This window comes from Variovorax sp. P5_A3 (genome assembly GCF_056400665.1).
On record NZ_JBFUKW010000003.1, the window covers coordinates 200,536 to 219,145 of the forward strand.

16 protein-coding genes are annotated in these 18,610 nt (G+C 65.0%); 4 read left to right on the forward strand and 12 right to left on the reverse strand.

Annotated features, from left to right (window positions below; genetic code table 11):
- Positions 1 to 22: 22 nt before the first annotated feature.
- Positions 23 to 1,504, reverse strand: a complete 1,482-nt coding sequence (locus AC1D3B_RS06340; RefSeq protein WP_478189810.1) for a mannitol dehydrogenase family protein — start codon at positions 1,502 to 1,504, stop codon at positions 23 to 25.
- A gap of 161 nt (positions 1,505 to 1,665) precedes the next feature.
- Between AC1D3B_RS06340 and AC1D3B_RS06345 the strand changes: the two genes are divergently transcribed.
- Positions 1,666 to 2,424 (forward strand): GntR family transcriptional regulator, encoded by a 759-nt coding sequence (locus AC1D3B_RS06345; RefSeq protein ID WP_478189811.1) that lies wholly within the window; start codon positions 1,666 to 1,668, stop codon positions 2,422 to 2,424.
- 91 nt (positions 2,425 to 2,515) lie between these two features.
- Here the strand turns inward: AC1D3B_RS06345 and AC1D3B_RS06350 are convergent, their stop codons facing one another.
- Genes AC1D3B_RS06350 through AC1D3B_RS06365 form a run of 4 tightly spaced genes read right to left on the reverse strand, consistent with a single transcriptional unit; the run spans position 2,516 to position 7,607 of the window.
- Positions 2,516 to 3,538, reverse strand: coding sequence for an NAD(P)-dependent oxidoreductase (locus tag AC1D3B_RS06350; protein ID WP_478189812.1), 1,023 nt, complete (start codon positions 3,536 to 3,538; stop codon positions 2,516 to 2,518).
- Positions 3,535 to 4,635, reverse strand: a complete 1,101-nt coding sequence (locus tag AC1D3B_RS06355; protein ID WP_478189813.1) for a LacI family DNA-binding transcriptional regulator — start codon at positions 4,633 to 4,635, stop codon at positions 3,535 to 3,537. The genes AC1D3B_RS06350 and AC1D3B_RS06355 overlap by 4 nt, the downstream gene beginning before the upstream one ends.
- 20 nt (positions 4,636 to 4,655) lie before the next feature.
- On the reverse strand, positions 4,656 to 6,554 hold the full coding sequence (locus AC1D3B_RS06360; protein ID WP_478189814.1) for a TRAP transporter large permease: 1,899 nt from the start codon (positions 6,552 to 6,554) through the stop codon (positions 4,656 to 4,658).
- A 27-nt stretch (positions 6,555 to 6,581) separates the two neighbouring features.
- Positions 6,582 to 7,607 carry a TRAP transporter substrate-binding protein gene (locus tag AC1D3B_RS06365; protein ID WP_478189815.1) on the reverse strand — a complete coding sequence of 342 codons (1,026 nt, stop codon included), beginning with the start codon at positions 7,605 to 7,607 and terminating at the stop codon, positions 6,582 to 6,584.
- A 441-nt stretch (positions 7,608 to 8,048) separates the two neighbouring features.
- On the opposite strand from AC1D3B_RS06365, the gene AC1D3B_RS06370 reads away from it, so the two are divergent.
- The 3 genes from AC1D3B_RS06370 (at position 8,049) to AC1D3B_RS06380 (ending at position 10,296) form a co-directional block, all read left to right on the forward strand.
- Complete coding sequence (locus AC1D3B_RS06370) at positions 8,049 to 8,783, forward strand: Ig-like domain-containing protein (protein ID WP_478189816.1); 735 nt, start codon at positions 8,049 to 8,051, stop codon at positions 8,781 to 8,783.
- A gap of 202 nt (positions 8,784 to 8,985) precedes the next feature.
- On the forward strand, positions 8,986 to 9,855 hold the full coding sequence (locus AC1D3B_RS06375) for an OmpA family protein (RefSeq protein WP_478189817.1): 870 nt from the start codon (positions 8,986 to 8,988) through the stop codon (positions 9,853 to 9,855).
- 132 nt (positions 9,856 to 9,987) lie between these two features.
- Complete coding sequence (locus AC1D3B_RS06380) at positions 9,988 to 10,296, forward strand: hypothetical protein (RefSeq protein ID WP_478189818.1); 309 nt, start codon at positions 9,988 to 9,990, stop codon at positions 10,294 to 10,296.
- Between the two features lie 36 nt (positions 10,297 to 10,332).
- Here the strand turns inward: AC1D3B_RS06380 and AC1D3B_RS06385 are convergent, their stop codons facing one another.
- From AC1D3B_RS06385 to AC1D3B_RS06415, 7 genes are all read right to left on the reverse strand, one after another.
- Positions 10,333 to 12,120: a tannase/feruloyl esterase family alpha/beta hydrolase gene (locus AC1D3B_RS06385; RefSeq protein ID WP_478189819.1), complete on the reverse strand. Its 1,788-nt coding sequence runs from the start codon at positions 12,118 to 12,120 to the stop codon at positions 10,333 to 10,335.
- Positions 12,121 to 12,283: 163 nt separating this feature from the next.
- Positions 12,284 to 12,529 (reverse strand): hypothetical protein, encoded by a 246-nt coding sequence (locus AC1D3B_RS06390; protein WP_478189820.1) that lies wholly within the window; start codon positions 12,527 to 12,529, stop codon positions 12,284 to 12,286.
- A gap of 180 nt (positions 12,530 to 12,709) precedes the next feature.
- On the reverse strand, positions 12,710 to 13,282 hold the full coding sequence (locus AC1D3B_RS06395) for a hypothetical protein (protein WP_478189821.1): 573 nt from the start codon (positions 13,280 to 13,282) through the stop codon (positions 12,710 to 12,712).
- A gap of 12 nt (positions 13,283 to 13,294) precedes the next feature.
- Entirely contained in the window at positions 13,295 to 15,319 is a 2,025-nt protein-coding gene (locus AC1D3B_RS06400) for an ABC-F family ATP-binding cassette domain-containing protein (protein WP_478189822.1), read from the reverse strand.
- Between the two features lie 30 nt (positions 15,320 to 15,349).
- The gene (gene prmB / locus AC1D3B_RS06405; protein WP_478189823.1) at positions 15,350 to 16,210 is read right to left on the reverse strand and encodes a 50S ribosomal protein L3 N(5)-glutamine methyltransferase; all 861 of its coding nucleotides are present in this window, start codon (positions 16,208 to 16,210) and stop codon (positions 15,350 to 15,352) included.
- On the reverse strand, positions 16,207 to 17,385 hold the full coding sequence (gene dapE, locus AC1D3B_RS06410; RefSeq protein ID WP_478189824.1) for a succinyl-diaminopimelate desuccinylase: 1,179 nt from the start codon (positions 17,383 to 17,385) through the stop codon (positions 16,207 to 16,209). The genes prmB and dapE overlap by 4 nt, the downstream gene beginning before the upstream one ends.
- 16 nt (positions 17,386 to 17,401) lie before the next feature.
- Positions 17,402 to 18,553, reverse strand: coding sequence for a PilT/PilU family type 4a pilus ATPase (locus AC1D3B_RS06415; RefSeq protein WP_478189825.1), 1,152 nt, complete (start codon positions 18,551 to 18,553; stop codon positions 17,402 to 17,404).
- Positions 18,554 to 18,610: the final 57 nt, after the last annotated feature.

Here is an 18,610-nt window from a genome sequence, read left to right on the forward strand (position 1 = left end):
CGGATGCGGGTGTCGATGCCGGTCAGCCAGCGAGCAGCGCCGCCATGCCGCCTTGGCGAAGCGTCGACAGATGCCGTGCCAAGCGGGCGGCCAAGGCAGGCGGCCAGGGTTCATGGCCGAAGACTGCTTCGTGCCCGAGCGCGGCATGGATGGCATCGTTGTCGCTGGCGGCTGAACGCAGGCGTGAGGCCAGCGCTTCGGCGCCGGGGTCGCTGATCGTCAGGGGTGCGCCCCTGTCGCTGCGGCCTCGCGCGAGGTAGTGAAGCCAACCGGCGAGGGCGCGCTCCAGCATCGGGCGCTCCACGCCGGCGGCGCCGCTTTCGCGCAGCGCGGGCAGCCAGCGCACTGGCACCTTCTGCGTGCCGTCCATGGCGATCTGCTGGGTGCGATGGGCGAGCGAGGGATTCTCGAACCGGCGCAGGAGTTCATGGCAATAGGCCAGCACGTCGTAGCCGGCGGGCGCGACGACGGTGGCGCGAAGGTCCTCCAGCATCAGGCGCCGCGCGAAGCCACCGACCAGTGGATCAGCCATGGCGTCGGACACGCTGTCCAGTCCGCGAAGCTGGCCGGCATAGGCGATGGCCGAATGCGTGCCGTTCAGCAGACGAAGCTTCATCGCCTGGTAGGGACGGACGTCGTCGGTCAACAGGGCGCCAGCATCTTCCCAGGCTGGGCGGGGCCCGGCAAAGCGGTCTTCGATCACCCATTGCGTGAAGGGCTCGCAGACGATCGCGGCTTCGTCGCGCAGGCCGAGCCGGGCAGATGCCCAGGCGAGCGAGTCCGCCGTCGCCGCGGGCACTATGCGGTCAACCATGCTGTTGGGGCAACCCATCTGCGTCTGGATGCGACGTGCAAGCGGTACATCGAACTGCTCGGCGTACTGCGTCAGCAATTTGCGCAGCGTGTCGCCGTTGCCGGCCATGTTGTCGCAGCACACGAGGGTCAGCGGCGCATCGGCAGGGCGGCGGCGAATCCCGGCAGCCAGCACGCCCAGGGTGGTGCGGGGCGCTTCAGGATTCGCAATATCGTGGCGGACGGCGGGGTCGTCCAGATCGAGGTCGGCGCTGCCCGGGTGCTGGCTGTAGCCCTTCTCGGTGACGGTGGTGCTGACGATGCTCGTCGCCGGGTCGGCGAGGGCGCCGATCACCTTGTCCAGTTGCCGTGGCGCAAACAGGGCCGCGCGCAACACGCCGACCACCCGGGTCCGAGCCTCGTCACCATGGCGCTCCGTCACCGAATAGAGATGGTCCTGCGCCGCCAGCGTGTCGGCGACGCCGGAATCGCGCAGGCTGACGCCGACGATGCCCCAGCGGCGGTCTCCCTGGGCGACAACCGATTCGGTGTAAACGGCTTGGTGGGCGCGGTGAAAGGCACCCAGACCCAGATGCACGATGCCAGTGGCGAGTTGCGATCGGTCGTAGGCAGGCAACGCCGAACGTCCCTCGATTTGAAGCAGCGTGTGTTGCGACAACCGCTTTTCGATCGAACTGGATGGGAGGGACATGGACAACGGGTCTCCGTGATTCACCACAGTACCATGGTAGTAAGCGGCGTTCGGCAAGTTTAAGGAAGCAAACAACCCTTAAAAGAGCGGGGAAACCCTGATGATTAGGAATTCGTCTGTGCTCTACCATGGCACCATCGATTTTGCCTGACAGCCAAGACATGCCTCGTCCCCCCGCCAACGATCCGCTCAAGACCGACACGCTGCGAGCCGAAGGGCCGCTGGTCGCCGCGCTCAACGGCTTCAGGCTCGATCCTGAGCGGTCCTATACCGCGCAGGTCCATGACCAACTGCGCGACGCCATCGTTCGTGGCGCCTTGCCCCCACGGACGGCGCTGTCCGAGGCCACGATCTCGAAGCTGATCGATGTCAGCCGCACGCCGGTGCGCGAGGCGCTCGCCCAGCTCGCCGAAGAACAGATGGTCCTGATCTACCGCCAGGTGGGCACGATCGTGGCGCCTGTGCGTATGTCGCTCCTCGAGGAAGGCCGATTCGTGCGCAGCACGCTCGAATGCGCCAACCACGTGCAGCTTGCCCAGAGCATCACGCCGGAGCAGCTCAAGGAGTTCGGGCAGATCGTGGCGCGCCAGCGCAGTGCGGTCGACGGCGGCGAGATCGACCGCTTTTCGGAACTGGACGAGCTGATGCACCGCCGGCTCTTCGAGTTTGCAGGCCGCGAGCACATCTGGACCATGCTCGAACCGATCAAGCGGCAATTCGACCGCGTGCGCTGGCTGCTGCTCGGCCATGTTGCCGGGCATGCCGAGCGTGCCTTGCAGGAGCATGAACAGATGCTGGCGCAGATGGCATCACGCGACGTGGCGGGCCTGGGGGCCAGCGTCGCCTCGCACATCAATCACATCACCGAGCATCTCGCGGCCTTGCGCAAGCAGGCACCGGAGGCCTATTTCGTCGACTGATCGCCTGGATTCACTCCGCACGCGATGCAGGCGGGCCTGCCGCCCTTGAAAGCCGTAGAGTTCGGCCCGGTTGTCGACGCGTGATGCGTTCTCACTTGGACGGCGCCGAACTCGCCAGGTTGCGTTGGCTCCAGGCCGCCAGCCGCGTGGCGTGGGCTGCATTGACGGCACCGGTCGGAATCTCGCCTTTCTGCAGCGTCGCGAGTTGAGCTACGGTCTCCATGGCCTGGTGCTCCGTGGCCGGCTCGGTCAGGCCGCCGATGTGCGGAGTCGCGAGCACGCGCGGGTGCACGGCCAACGAAGGCGTCGGCATCTGGTCGGGCGCACGGCCTACGTCGAGGGCGCATCCGGCGAGGTGGCCGGATTCCAGCGCGTGGAGAAGCGCGGCTTCGTCGATCAGTTCCCCGCGCGAGGCGTTGATGAAGAACGCGCCGCGTCGCATGGCCGCGAAGGCAGCTGCGTCCATGAGGTTCTCCGTCTGTGCGTTGGCCGGAGCCAGGCAAACGACAAAGTCCGATGCGGCCAGCAGGGATTGCAGTGGGACCTGCTCCAGGCCGTCCTTTCGCTCGATGATCTCGGGTGTTGCCACCAGCACGCGCATGCCAAGTGCCACGGCCAAACGGCAAAGGTATTGCGCGATCTGACCGTAGCCGATCACCCCCAAGGCCGAGCCGCGCAATTCGCGGCCCATGAAGGGTGCCAGCGGTTCGCCGCGGTGATAGGCATCGGCATAGCGGCTGATGCCGCGTCCCAGATCGATCATGGCCGCGACGATCCATTCCGCCACGGCCGGCACGTAGCCGGCGCTGGCCTGCGTCACGAGTACCCCGTGCGCGTTGGCTGCGGCGACATCGATCGTGCGGATGTCCACCGCGCAGCGCAGGAACGCGGCCAGGCCGGGGAGATCCCTGAACACGGCTTCGGGCGCCGGGGTCTGCCGATACGCGATGATCGCCTCGCAACCTTGCGCCGCGGCGATGAGTTCCGTCGTCGACAACTCGCGGACGTGAGGATTGAAGCGCACCTCGGCGATGGCCGACAACGCCTTGATGGCCCGGTCGCCGAAATACGGGTCCAGCTTGTCGGCCGGATGGCTGACGAAGACGGTGGTCATGTCGTCGTTTTCTCGGCCTTGGCCCTGCTCGCGGAAGCGCGTCGCGCCGTGGACCCTGAAGGCGGGGGCGCGACCGACTCGCGCTCTGCGAGTTGCGTCGGCGCGAAGACGAGCGTGCGCTCGTCATCGCTGTCGTCAGGGCTCCCTCGCATGACGCGTTGCACCATCGCGCGCGCCATCTGGCGCACGGGCAGTTCGACCGTGGTCAGCATCGGATTGGACAGCGTCGACAGAAAGTGGCCATCGATGCCGACGACCGAGACGTCTGCCGGCACGGCCAGGCCCGCTTCGCGCAAGCCGGCCATAAGGCCGAGCGCCATCAGGTCGTTGAGCGCAACGATGCCGGTCGGCCTGCGCGGCGAACCCGCGATCTGCAGGGCCGTGGCGCGGCCGACCTCGGCGATCACGGCGTCGCCGTATTCGTCGAGGGGGCCGCCATCGATCACTTGCGCATGGCGCTGGAGGCCAGCCGCTCCGGTTGCAGCCTGGAAGCCGTCGATCTTGGCGCTGCGGCTCATCGTCATGCCGGCGACGGTGACGAACGCAAGTTGCCGATGGCCCTTGTCGATGAGGTGTTGAGTTGCCATTCGTGCCGCCTCGAAGTTGTCGGGCATGACGTGGTCGACGTTCGAGCGCTTGCCGGGCGTGGCGCCCCGGTCGTAGCTCACGACCGTCATGCCGCTCTTGACGGCCAACTCGAAGTGCCGCTCGTCGGCGAGCGAGGAAATCACGATGACGCGCCGAACGCCGTGCGACATGAGATCCTCGAAAAAGGCACTCTCCTTCTCGCGGTCGCGATAGGTGCTGCCGATCAGCAGGCGGTAGCCGAACTGCTCCTGCGCCACGTTCTCGATCTCGCGGGCGATGAATCCGTACATGGGATTGGTCATCGACGGTACGAGCAGGCCGATGAGCGGCGTCTGCCCCGTCTTGAGTTGCTGCGCGAGCTTGTTGGGCCGGAATCCGAGCGTCTCGATGGCAAATTCGACGCGCGAGAGCGTTTCCGCGCGCATCCGGTCGGCGCGCCCGTTGAGCACATTCGACACGGTGCTCACCGAAACGCCAGCGTGTCTGGCAACGTCCTGGATGGTGGTCATCCGCTACTTCCTGGTATCGATCAGAGTCCCAGTCGACTGGGCAACCACAAGGAAAATGAAGGCACGAGCACCAGCAACACCAGGGTCACCAGCAGCACGGCGAGGTACTTCATCATAGGTCGCGCGACATCCTTGACCTGCGTTCCGGTGAGGGCGCAGGTGGCGAAAAGCCCGAGGCCGATTGGCGGCGCGAACAGGCCCAGGCCCATTGCGATCACCATGACCGTCCCGAAGTGCAGCGGGCTGATGCCGAGCTGCTGCGCGATGGGTGTGAGCAGCGGACCGAAGATGATCAGCGCCGGTGCGCCTTCGAGCACGGCGCCGAAGACGATCATCATCAGGACCGACAGCAGGATGAACATCACGCTGCCGTACTGGTGCGCGAAGGCGATCATCGAGCCGGACACGAGTTGCGGGATCTGCTCGATGGTCAGCGCGAAGGAAAGGCTGGACGCCGCCGCGACGATGAACAGGATGCTGCCCGCCATCGATGCCGACTTGACGAAGAGCCGCGCCAGTGCCTTCACGCTCAATTCGCGGAACGCGAGGCTGCCCACGACGAGCGCGTAGATCACGGCGAAGGCCGACACTTCCGTGGAAGTGGCAACGCCGGAGGTCACGCCCTTGCCGATCATCCCCACCATGACCACCGCTACCAGCGCGCCACCGAGCAGCTTCAGGAGCGGCGTGCGCGATGCGAAGGCTTCGTCCGGATTGATTTTCCGGCCGAAGATGACGGCCAGCACGGCCAGCGCCAACGCCATCACCGCCGCCGGCACGAGTCCCGCCATGAACAGGCCAGCGATCGATATGTTCGCGACGAAGCCCATGATGATCATGTTGATGCACGGTGGGATTGTCTCGGCCATGATGGCGGTCGACGCCAACAGACCTGCGGCCTCGTTCGGATCCTGTCGCGTGCGCCGCACCGCGGGCATCACGATCCCGCCCACCGCGGCGATGTCGGCCAGCTTGGACCCCGACACGCCCGAGAAGAAGGCGGTCGCCGTGATGGTGATGAGGCCCAGGCCGCCAGGCACGCGCCCGAAGATCCGCAGCAGCAGTTCGATCAGGCGCGACGACATGCCGTTGGATTCCATCAGCAGGCCCGCCAGCACGAAGAAGGGAATGGCGAGCAGCACGAAGTGATCGCTGCCCGCCATCACCTGCTGTGCATACACCAGCATGGGCAATGACGGATCGGACAGAAAGTAGAGCAGTGACGAAAAGGCCAGCACGAAGCCGATGGGCACGCCCAACGCCAGGCTGGCGACGAACCCCGCCGCCAGCAGCACGCCGTGAGGAATGCTGTGCGCAGGCATCAGCGCGTTCCAGCCGAACACGCCGGCCAGCAGCACCACGCTTGCGGTCAAGGTGCCGACAACGACACGCGCCGGGCCGTTGACCGCGTTGGCCACGCCGAACAAGGTCATGAACAAGCTGCCGGCCACGACGGGGTAGACGTACAGCCATTGCGGCAGGCCGAGCGACGTGGTCTGGCTGTACGAGTCGATGAGCAGCAGGATCGATGTCAGGAGAAGGCTGGCGGACACGCCGGCGATGATCCAGTGCGCCGTCTGGATCAACCCGGGCTGCCAGCGCTCGGGCAGCATCTGTCGGAAGAGGTCGACGCCGACATGCTGGCTGCGCGCAAGCACCGTCGCGGCGCCGAAGAACACCAGGACGATCATCAGCGCCCGCGCGACCTCCTCGGCCCAGTCGACCGGATCGTGCAGGACGTAACGATAGATCACCGACAGGAACACCACCATCACGTCCACCGCCAGCACAAGGCCGGACAGATACTCGATGTAGCGGGTCAGCAGGGCGAGCAAACGGCCGGGGTGTGTGTCGTGGCGAAAGCCCCAGCCCGGCAGTGCTGCCGGATGGGGCAGGGCGGCGGAAAGGTCTGCGGACATCGAAGGATTCCCGATTCGGCGTCCCCATCAGGTCTTGTTGTTGGCGATGGCCGCGAACAGCGGCGCCGTGCTGGGGTATTGCCTGGCGAAGTCCGCCCAAAGCTTGGTTTCCATCTCCTTGCGCACCGTGGCCCGCTCGGCAGGCGCCATCGGAAAGAAGGTCATGCCCTTCGTCTTGAGTTCCTCGATGGCCGACACAGCTTTTTCATTGGCAATCACTCGCTGCTGCACCGACGCCTCGGCGACTGCCTTCATGAAGCCGGCGCGAACGTCGGGAGGGATCTTGTCCATCCCGCGCTTGCCGATCACGACCACCATCGGGCTGAAGAGATGCTCGGTCTGCCAGCAGGACTTCGTGACCTCGTACAGCTTGCTGGCCAGGACGGTGCCGGCGTCGTGCTCGAAACCGTCCACCACGCCCGTCTGCGCGGCCATGTAGAGCTCGCCGAAGGGAATGGGCGTGGGGATGGCTCCCATGATCTTGAAGGTCTCGATGAAGGCGGGCGTGGGCAGCACGCGCAGCTTCACGCCCTTTATCTCCGCTAGCGATCTGACCTGCGCCTTGGTGTAGACATTGCGTGGGCCGAAGTGCGAAGCCCAGGTCAGGATGGTGCAACCGGCGCGCTGCTGCAGCATGCTGTTGAGCGTGGTGCCGACGGTCCCTTCCAGCACCTTGCCGGCATGCGCATAGCTCTCGAACACATAGCCCAGATCGAGCATGCCGATCTCGGGCAGCGCCGTGGCCCAGATCGAGGAGCCCGTCACCATCATGTCGATGGAACCCACCTTGACCTGCTGGACCACATCGCTTTCCTTGCCCAACTGGTTGTTCGGAAAGTAGTCCAGCTTGATGGCATCACCCGTCGCGGCCTTCAGATTGGCCTGGAAGCGCTGGTACCAGACGTAGTGGGCGGCGTTGTCGTCCGCCGTCATGGAGGATGACATGCGCAGCGAGATGGGCACTTGCGCCCGCACGATGCCAGGAAAGCCCGCCAGCGCGGGGAGGGCTGCGGCGGTGGATTGCACGAAGCGCCGCCGAGAGATCTGGACCATGGCGTGTCTCCTTGTCTTGGGTGAACTTAGGGCAATTTCCAGTTATGTATCGGTTTACTAAATCGATTTACTATATCCACTTACCAGCCTCATCGAACAAGGGTTTCACCCAGGGGGCGCCCACTTCGCACGAGCTGGTTTGAGTTCCCGGGCGCGGGCTCGAATGAGTTCGGCTGGCGCACTTTGTCAGCACTTTGTGCCTCATCTCGGCCGCATCGTCCGTCGTGCGAACGTGATTTTTTGATGACCATGATGACCAGACAGCCGGTCGCGAGTACTACTTTAAGACGATTCTTATAGGCCTGGGCCCATTCAATCAGGAGACTCCCCCGGCGCAGCGGCCTTGGCGTCGAGTGTGAAGGCTGGATGGATTGCGGGCAGTCGCACGCGGCCATCCATGCGAAATCTTGTACTCAATTACAAATAGTTTTCAGGGAATCAATGTCCAAAAAAGCAAGCATCATCGTGAGTGATGGCGTGAAGAATGTCGCTCGAGTCGTAGACGCGAACTCGGCAGTCAAGATAAAGGCCAAGTCTGGCGTCAAGTATCTGCTCAAGGGTGAGCACGATGATGAAGCTCCGGAGAACGTCACTGTCACCCTGCTGGGCACGGCGCAGGCCGATCTCAACGGCAACTGGAGCTTCACGCCCCCCGACGATCTGAAGGACGGCGCGCACAACATCACGGCCACGGCCACCGACGCGATCGGCCGGACCAGCGACGCGACGGGCATCTGGAACTTCGCGGTCGATACCGCAAAGCCGGAAGCGGTCGGCGACCTGGTGGTGACGGACGACGTCGGCACCAAGACGGGTCCGCTGGAAGGTGGCGACACCACGGACGACGCGGCGCCCATGCACATCGATCTGTCCGCCCTGGGCCTGCAGGGTGTCGAGAAGTTCGACCTCGGCACGGGTGGCAACACGCTGACTCTCGGCGCAAAGGATGTGTTGGCCAACGGCCAGACCGACCTGGCGCTGGCTGACGGCAAGAAGCAGATGGTAGTCAACGGCGCGAACGGCGAAGTCGACCTGCTCGGCGGCGACGCCGGCGCGGACGGCTGGGCCAGCGAAGGTGCGACCGAGGTGGCTGGTGTGACCTACAACGTCTACACCAACCTGGCCGGCACCACCGAACTGCTGATCGAGAACAAGGTCCAGGTCACGATCCTGTAAGCCTTTCCTCTGGCGTGGCGGTCGACCAACTGCCACGTCAGATATAGGGCGCACTTTCGAAAACATCTCTTTCAACTTTTTCAAACGGCGCCCCACCGGGGGCGTTGGGAGCTTTTTCATGCAATTTTCGATACCCCAAACTTCCGGTCCGGGTGCGCGCCTCGGCCGAGGCGTCGCTGCCGCGACGCTGTCGGTGCTGTGTTTGCTGGCCTCGCCAGCAGTTGTTGCGCAAGACTTGTCGAATCGCACGGTCCTTCACGAGGGGCCACTTTATGGCGCGGTACCTGCGGTCAGCAAGGATCAAGCGCAAGTGGTCCTGTTTCGCAAGGCCGCACCGCCTGATGGCGAGGGCGCCCACGTGTACGTCGATGGCGAGTTCCACACCGCATTGCTGCCGCACGGCTTTACGCGAATTTGCCTGCGCGAAGGCGACCATGCGCTCGAAGCCTATGTGGGCGACGCCCCCCTCTATGAAGGCAAGGAACGGCCGAAGACCCGAGTCAACCTCGAAGGCGGGAAGACCTATTTCGTGTCTGTCTCGGACCGCGGCCTCGGTGAGGTAGTGCCCCTCAGGCGTGCAGAGGCTGAGCGTCTGCTCGAAGGCGCCCGTGAACAACGTCATGTCATCAGCCGAGCGAGTACGGTCATTCCCTGTCACTCTGAAGGCGTCGCCGCCGCGCCGGCGATGCGCTACACCGTCAATGCGGATGTGCTCTTCGAGTTTGGCAGGGCGGATGCGCAGGCCATCACTTCGACGGGGCGCGCGGACTTGGCGAAGGTCGCCGCGGACGTCAAGGAAAAGTCTTCGGCGGTCGGCGCTCGCGTGGTTGTGCGCGGGCACGCCGATCCGATAGGTTCGTTCGCGAGCAATCAGGCTTTGTCCGAGCAGCGCGCCGCGACCGTCCGTCGCGTGCTCGTGGAGGAAGGCCTGAAGTTCAATCAGATCGCGATCGAAGGGGCGAGTAGCACCGAGCCGGTCGTTTCCTGCCCCGTTGGCGGTTCCCGGCAGGCGCGCGTTGCGTGCAATGCGCCCAATCGGCGCGTTGACATCGAGGCGCGAGAGGCGAGCTAGCTAGACGTCCCGGCCTGCTGATCCAAATCAACGTCGAACTGCCGACGCAGTCCGACATTGACTCTTTGCTCCCCATGGCCGCGTGACAATTGCATGGGATGATCCACTCCATCCCCTTACGGAGCGAGAAGGATGGTCATATTCGCTGATCAGTGCCACAGACTCGAGGTCGTCGTCGACACCAACAGGGATGGGCGCATTTCGGTGACCGATGTCGTGGAGTGGCTGCAGTTTCTGTATTACCTGCCGACCCGGTTTGCGACGCTGGCCATCGAAAAAAGCCCCAGCCTCTCGAAGTTCTTCGACGTCAATTGCGACACCGGCATGCATTGGGGCGGCGCAATTTTTTCTGGCGTCGTGTGGCTCTTGATCTTCGGCCTGATCTCTTTGGCCTGGGGCGACAGCGCCTCCAGAAAGCGGGGCGGCGGCAGGGCGTCATGAGGCAAGATCCCCTGCCGCTGCATCACTCGGCGCGTGCTACTTGCAGGTGAAGCTCGACGCGTCTTCCGGATTGCTGCCGGTGTAGGTCGCCACCGTTGGGTAAGGGCAAAGCGGTCGCGTCCGGTTGGCCGACCAACTGGCCGGCAGTTCGGCATTGACCACATTGGATCCGGCGCCGCGGGCTGTCGCCTTCACCGAATCCGGGGCCTGGCCTTGCTCGACCCAGGCGACGAGCGGCGTGAGCATGTCGAACTGGTCCGTCGCCGGGCCGCCGGCGCAATGGTTCATGCCGGGCACGGGGAAGTAGCGCGCAAAGCTGGATGCGTCGCCTCCGTTGTTCGCGCGCAGTCCGTCATACCAGTTGGCGGTGTCATCCGAGGAGAACACAGGGTCGCTGGTGCCGTGGTAGACCATCAGCTTGCTGCCCCGGTCGCGCAGCGTCTTCAGTTGCGTCGGATTCGGCGGTGTCATGAAAGTCATGGACGACTCGGCGTAGGCGCCGCTCGCCGCGTAGATGCTCGGCGCGTCCGCGTCCATGCTGAAAGTCAGCGCGAAGTCGATGCCGGAAGGCCGGTTCGGGCCCAGGGGCGGGGAGCTGAACACGAAGCCTACCGCACCCGTGTCCAGGGCTTGCGAATTGGCGAATTTCCATTGGCGCCAGTTGGCGCCATTGATGCCCGCGTCGAAGGGGAACGTGCTGTAGATCGTGGTGCCGGCGCTGTCGCGGGCGCCGGCGAAGATCTTCGACAGCACAGTCTTTTGTTGGTCGGTCAGACAGGTGCCGTCTCGCGCACCCGAGCAGGAGGGAACATCCGCGGCCAGGCTGAATGCCGTCCTGCACCGGGGCACGTCGGAGACGATGCCGTCAGTCAGGCCGTCGAGCGCGTCACAGCGCGTTGCCACAGCCTTGGCAACGGTGTTGAGTTCGGCCTGGGTGAACGCTGTTTGCAGATCAGGCTTGTTCTGGGCGGTCAGGCCGGTCGTGACCGTGGCGTATTGCTGCACGCCGTAGAGCTGCGCCACGGCTGCCTTGGGCAGGTTGAAGCCCGGATCGCCGGCGAGGATGCCGTCGTACAGATCTGCGTAGCGTGAAGCCGCGACCATCGCGTGCCGGCCGCCGTTGGAGCAGCCACCCAGATACGAGCGATCCGGCCCGCGACCGTAGGCCTTGCTGATCAGGTTCTTGGCCATCGGCGTGAGCTGGGCAACGGCGTTGTAGCCGTAGTCCAGGCGCGCTTGGGGATCGAGGCCGAAGCTCGGCGTCGGCGACTGGTGCCCGGCATCCGAGCTGATTACCGCAAATCCCAAGTGGAGAGCGGTCGAGAGCGGACCGCCTCCGCCGATGCCGCCGGTCGCGGTCACGACGCTGCCATCGAGGCCGCCGTTGGCTTGGTAGAAAAAGCGGCCGTTCCAGTCAACCGGCAGGCGCATCTCGAAGCCGATCGCGTAGGTCTGTCCGTCGACCGGGCTGGTGCGCTCGTTCATCTTGCCCTTCACGAGGCAATGCGCCGGCACCTGCGCGCTGACGCCGGCGACGGTCAGCGCGCCGGCTGCCACGGAGCTTACTGAGGTGTAGACGGTGCCGGCCAATGCGGCCTTGGATGCGAGATCATCGCAGGACAGCAGCTTGCCGGGCTGCGCCTGCGTCGTGGTGGCCGGGGGAGTGACGGGCGGCGGTGTCGTCGAGCCACCCGTGCCGCCAGTTCCGGCGGCGGGCGGAAGCACGAAGCCCCCGCCGCCACCGCCGCCGCACGCTGCGAGAACCGCCGCTGTACCGATCAGCACCATCGTCGGCCGGAGGGCCGGCAACTTGATTTGCACCATGGTTGTCTCCTGATGAATCGAGCCCGTGAGAGCCCGATTCGGTTATTGAAGATAACCAATATAGTTTTTAATGGAAATCAAAATGCTCAGTGCAAACCCGAGCGACGGGCACGAAAGTCCCGGAATGTCGGGCACAAAAAAGGCCGCTGATGCGGCCTTTTTTCTATGCGCTGCGGGATCGGCCCGCGTTTTCATCCTCGTCGAGGACGGAATGTCGCGATTCGGCGATGGCGGAGACGACACCTACGGCGCTTGCGCGGATCAATTCCTGTCGCAACGCCGCTTCCAGCAACCGGCGCGCGGTGTCCGGTCGGTCATGGTCGTACTCTTCGTCCAACTCGCAGTGCAGGTAGTAATCGACTCGGGCCATGAGCCGTTCCACCGATGCTGCAAGGTCTGTCTCGTTCATCTTGTCCGCTCCTCCGGTTTCAATCCTGCGGAATGGACCTTAGCGTGATCCGTACCTTTACCCCTAGGGACTCACCCCAAGCCTTTCGGTCTGTGTGAGTTGTCACATTATCCACCGTCCGTTGAATCGACATACGCTTCGCGTCGTGGTAGGCCAACAGTCGTCATGGATATCCGCCCGTCAGCGCAACCTGAGGCGATGCCAGACGCCGCCGATGCGTGAGCGTCTTGGCGTCGTCGATTCGACCCGGGTCCCGCTCGCCGACGCCGGCGGCAGCAGATGTCGAAGGCGCTGGGCCACCTGAACGCAGTCCTTGATATGCAGTTCGCCCAGCGCACGCATGGCGGCATAGCTCAATGTGGCGGAGATGGCCTGGCCAACGACCGGGACGTACTTGGTGGCCTGCTTGGCCGTCATCCGAACCCCGGCGTGACTGGCGAGCTTGATCAGCAGTTCGCGCGTTACCAGCCTGCCGACCAGGAGTGCGCCCACGGTCGCCGCGGCTTTTCTTATGCGCTCCCGCTCGGAGGGCGCAAGTCGATCAACTTGGGTAACAGATAGTCCGAATTGGGCGCTGATCTGCGGGATCACACGCGCCAGCAGAGCCGCGTCGGCGGCCCAATCGATGCCGGGGATCGGTACCGCGCCGATGGCTGCCGCCATCAGCGCCTTGCGCCCGAGCAGCCGCCGACTGCGCCGGACGGCTGCGATGAGGTCCGGATCGCCTTGGGCGAGTTCGATGGCGGAGGGCATGCCGCCCCATTATCAAACGGCGAGCGATTCGAGCTTGTCGGACAACGCGAGCCAGCGCTCTTCGAGCTGAGCGATCTCGTCGTTCAGTGCCTTCAGGCGCTTGCCCGCTTCGGCGATGTCCGCCGCCGCGAGCGGCTGCGCCAGCCGTTCTTCCAGGGAGGCCTTCTCGCCCGCAGCGGCGGCCAGGCGCTGGTCGATCTGCGCGAGCTCCCGCTTGAGCGGCTTGGCCTGCTCGCTGCGTTGTTGCCGGTCCTGTGCGTCCTGCTTGCGCTGGTTCTTGCCTGATTGCGCCGGCTCCGGCGCACGGGGTGCCGGTGCGGTCGCAACCTGGACCGGCGGCGCGACCGGCTCTTGGGCCGCCGCGGCATCACGCGTGGCGATCTTGGCCTCCTCGCGCAGACGCTTAGCCTCCTCGAGCAGGTACTTCTGGTAGTCGTCGAGGTCGCCGTCGAAATCGCCGACCACACCCCGGCCGACCAGCCAGAACTCGTCGCAAACCGAGCGCAGCAGTGCACGGTCGTGACTCACCAGCATCAGCGTGCCTTCGAACTCGTTGAGCGCTACCGCGAGCGCCTCGCGCGTGGCCAGGTCCAGGTGGTTGGTGGGCTCGTCGAGCAGCAGCAGGTTCGGCCTCTGCCAGACCATCATGGCCAGCACCAGGCGCGCCTTCTCGCCGCCGCTCATCGTGCCGACGGGCTGCTTCACCATGTCGCCGCTGAAGTTGAAGCTGCCGAGGAAGCCCCGGAGGTCCTGCTCGCCCGTGCGCTCCTTGACCGTGGAGCCCAGTTCGCGCGCCATGCGCACCATGTGCTCCAGCGGTGTGTCCTGCGGACGCAGCACGTCGAGTTCCTGCTGCGCGAAGTAGCCGATGTTCAGGCCCTTGCCTTCGGTGACGGTCCCGGCCAGCGCGCCCATCTCGCGGGCGATCGTCTTGACCAGCGTGGACTTGCCTTGGCCGTTGGCGCCCAGGATGCCGATGCGTTGGCCGGCCAGCACAGAGCGGTTGACGCCGCGCAAGATGGTCTTGGGCGCCTCGTCCTCCATCCGGTAGCCGAAGCTCGCATCGCTGATCGAGAGCATCGGATTCGGGATGTTGCCCGGCTCCTTGAACTCGAAGCTGAAATCCGCTTCGGCGAGCAGGGGCGCAACCTTTTCCATCCGCTCCAGCGCCTTCACCCGGCTTTGTGCCTGCTTGGCCTTGCTGGCCTTGGCCTTGAAGCGGTCGATGAACTTCTGCAGATGGGCGATCTTGTCCTGTTGCTTCGCAAAGGCGGACTGCTGCAGTTCCATCTGCTGGGCGCGCAAGGTTTCGAAAGCGCTGTAGTTGCCGCCGTAGCGCGTGAGCTTCGCGTGCTCGATGTGCAGCGTCACGTCGGTCACGGCATCGAGGAATTCGCGGTCATGGCTGATCACGATCATTGTCCCAGCGTATTTCTGCAGCCAGGATTCGAGCCAGACGAGTGCGTCCAGGTCCAGGTGGTTGGTGGGTTCGTCGAGTAGCAGCAGGTCGCTCGGGCACATCAGTGCGCGCGCGAGTTGCAGTCGCATGCGCCAGCCGCCCGAGAAGCTGTTGACGGGCTGGTCGAGCTCGTGGACCTTGAATCCGAGACCGAGGATGAGCGACTGTGCGCGCGGCACGGCGTCATGCTCGCCCGCGTCGGCCAGGTCGGTGTAGGCATGGGCGAGGGCCATGCCCATGTCGTGGTCGTCGGGGTCGGCCGTGTGGCCGGCTTCGGCGAGGGCGAGCGCCTCGCGCAATTCGACAAGTCGTGTATCGCCGCCGACCACGAAGTCGGTCGCGGGCTCGTCGGTTTCGGGCATGTTCTGCGCCACCTGCGCCATGCGCCATTGCTTCGGCAGCGAGAAGTCGCCGCCGTCCTCATGCAGGCTGCCGTTGAACAGTGCGAAAAGGGTGGACTTGCCCGCGCCGTTGCGACCCACCAGCCCGACTTTCTCGCCCGGGTTGATGGTGACGCTGGCGCCGTCGAGCAGCACTTTGGCGCTGCGGCGCAGGATGACGTTCTTGAGTGTGATCATTGCATTGCCCGCCCGTTGGCGGGCATTTCGTCAGAGGGATTCGCGCGGGACCAGGAGGACCTGATCGTCGCCTGCGCTGGTGGCGAGCCACACCACTTCGAGCTGCGGGAAAGCCGCCTCGAAGTTGGCGCGCTCGTTGCCGATTTCAAGCACCAGCAAGGCGGATTCGCTCATGCAGGCGGGCGCTTCGGCCAGAAGCCGTCGGATGAAGTCCATGCCGTCGGCACCGCCTGCCAGCGCCAGCTCGGGCTCGGCGCGGTACTCGGCCGGAAGCGCCGTCATGCTTTGGGCATTGACGTACGGCGGATTGCAGAGGATGAGATCGTAGGGACCGCGCACGTTGGCGAGGCCGTCGGATTCGAGCAGCGTGATGCGGTCGTCGAGTTGATGGCGCGTCACGTTGATGGCCGCGACTTCGAGCGCCGTCGTCGACAGGTCGGCTGCATCGACCGAGATATCCGGGTACGTCATGGCCGCCAACACCGCGAGGCTGCCGTTGCCCGTGCACAAATCGAGCACGCGCTGCGTGTGTTCGCCCAGCCAGGGATCGATGCTGCCATCGGCCAGCAGCTCCGCGATGAAGCTGCGCGGCACGATCGCGCGCTCGTCGATGTAGAAAGGCACGCCTTGCAGCCAGGCCTCCCGGGTCAGATAGGCGGCGGGCTTGCGCGTCTCGATGCGTTGGGCGAAGAGCTGGCCGATGCGCGCGGCATCCGCCGGCGACACCGGGCGATCCGCGACCGCGTCGAGTTCATCGAGCGGCAGGCCCAGGCGCCACAACACGAGCCACACGGCTTCGTCGAATGCGTTGTCCGTGCCATGCCCGAACGCAACGCCCGCGTCGGCCAGCTGCTTTGCGCCGGCCTCGATCAATTCGATGACAGTGCTCATACCGTGAGCAGCGCTTCAAGCCTGTCCAGCGTGCGGCGATAGATGTTCTTCAGCGGTTCGATCTCGGCGACCGCGATGTGCTCGTCGATCTTGTGGATGCTCGCGTTGACGGGGCCCAGTTCGATCACCTGCTCGCAGATCTTCGCGATGAAGCGCGCGTCGCTGGTGCCGCCGCTGGTCGAAAGCTCGGTCTCGATGCCGGTTTCGTCACGGATGGACTGCTGGACTGCTTCGACCAGTTCCGCCGGCTTCGTGAGGAAGGGCAGGCCGCCGACCGTCCATGCGAGCGTGTAGTCGACGCCATGGCTGTCGAGCACGGCCTGCACGCGCTGCTGGAGCGATTCAGGCGTCGATTCGGTCGAGAAGCGGAAGTTGAAGTCGACCACCGCCGCGCCCGGGATCACATTGCTGGCGCCGGTCCCCGCGTGAAAGTTGCTGACCTGCCAGCTGGTGGGTTGGAAATGGTCATTGCCGGCATCCCACGCGCCAGCCGCGTTGATGGCGACGAGTTCGGCCAGCGCGGGCGCGAGCGAATGCACGGGGTTCTTCGCCAGATGCGGATAGGCGATGTGGCCCTGCACGCCCTTGACGGTCAACTTGCCGCTCATGGTGCCGCGCCGGCCGTTCTTGATCATGTCGCCGCAGCGCTCGACCGCGGTCGGTTCTCCGACAATGCAATAGTCGATCCGCTCGCCTCGCGCTGCCAGCGTGTTGCACACCACGACCGTGCCGTCGACCCCGGGGCCTTCCTCGTCGCTGGTGAGCAGCAAGGCAAGGGTGAGGAGCGGATCCGGCTTCGCTGCGAGGAATTCCTCGATCGCGACGACGAAGGCCGCCAGCGAGGTCTTCATGTCGCACGCACCGCGGCCGTAGAGCTTGCCGTCGCGATGCGTGGGGGTGAAGGGGTGGCTGGTCCACTGTTCGACGGGCCCCGTCGGCACGACGTCGGTGTGGCCGGCAAACGCTATCGTCCGGCTCGCGCCGCCCGGGGCGCTGCCTGGGCGCACGGCCCACAGGTTCGTCACCCGAAAGTCCGCCGGCCCGCTTTCGATGGTCTCGAGCCGGAATCCGAGCCGCGCCAGCCGTTCGCCGAGGATCTCCTGGCACCCCGCATCGTCGGGGGTGACCGAGGGGCGGGAGATCAGTTGTTCGGCAAGCTGGAGCGTTCGGGACATCGAGAGGGCAGTTGGGTCAAAGACGCACGTCGAGCGTGATGTCCGTGAAGGTGGGTTCCTCGACCTGGTCGAGGAGGGAGCGTTCTTCGCTGCTGCGGGTCGCCGGGGCCTTGCGGTTCTGCAGGCGCCACATCAGGTTGGTCGGCGAGTCGGCCTGCGCCAAGCCTTCCTCGCGGGTGACCAGATTTTCGGTGATCAGGCGGGCGATGTCTTCCTCGAAGGTCTGAGACCCTTCGGCCATGGACTGTTCCATCGCTTCCTTGACGGCCGAGAAGTCGCCCTTGCCGATCAGTTCGGCGACCAGCGCCGTATTCAGCAGCACTTCGAGCGCCGGGACGCGCGCTCCGTTGGGTGTGCGAAGCAGTCGCTGCGCGACGATCGCCCGCAGGGCGCCGCCAAGGTCGCCCAGCAGCGTGGCGCGGACTTCCACGGGGTAGAAGCTCAGGATGCGGTTCAGCGCCCGGTAGCTGTTGTTGGCGTGCAGCGTGGCCACGCAGAGATGGCCCGATTGCGCATAGGCGATCGCGGCCGTCATCGTCTCGCGATCGCGGATTTCACCGATCTGGATCACGTCGGGCGCCTGGCGCAGTGCATTCTTGAGCGCGACCTGGAGCGATTGCGTGTCGCTGCCCACATCGCGCTGGTTCACCATCGATTTCTTGTTGGTGAAGGTGAATTCGATGGGTTCCTCGACCGTGAGGATGTGGCCCGTCGAGTTTTCGTTGCGGTAGTCGAGCATCGACGCCAGCGTCGTGCTCTTGCCGGCACCGGTGGAGCCGACCATGAGGATGAGGCCGCGCTTCTCCATCACGAGCGTCTTGAGGATCTCGGGCAGGTTCAGGTCTTCGAAGGACGGAATGACCGAAGCGATGTGCCGCACCACGACCGCGTAGCTGCCGCGCTGGCGCATCGCGCTGATGCGGAAGTTGCCGGCGCCGTCGAGGGCGATGGCCATGTTGAGCTCGCCGGTGCGTTCCAGCTCCTGGATGCGGCTTTCATGGACCACTTCGGACAACAGGCTGAGCGGCGCCTCGGATGGCAGCACCTGGCCGTTGATCGGCATGCAGTTGCCGTTGATGCGGATCAGCGCCGGGCAGTTCGCCGATAGATAGATGTCGGAAGCCTTGCGTTCGGCCATCAGGCGAAGAATTCTTTCCATCGTATTCATCGGCAATCTCCTCAGCTTGGTTATGAAACGGGACTTCCGCCGTGCCGCCCCCTCAGG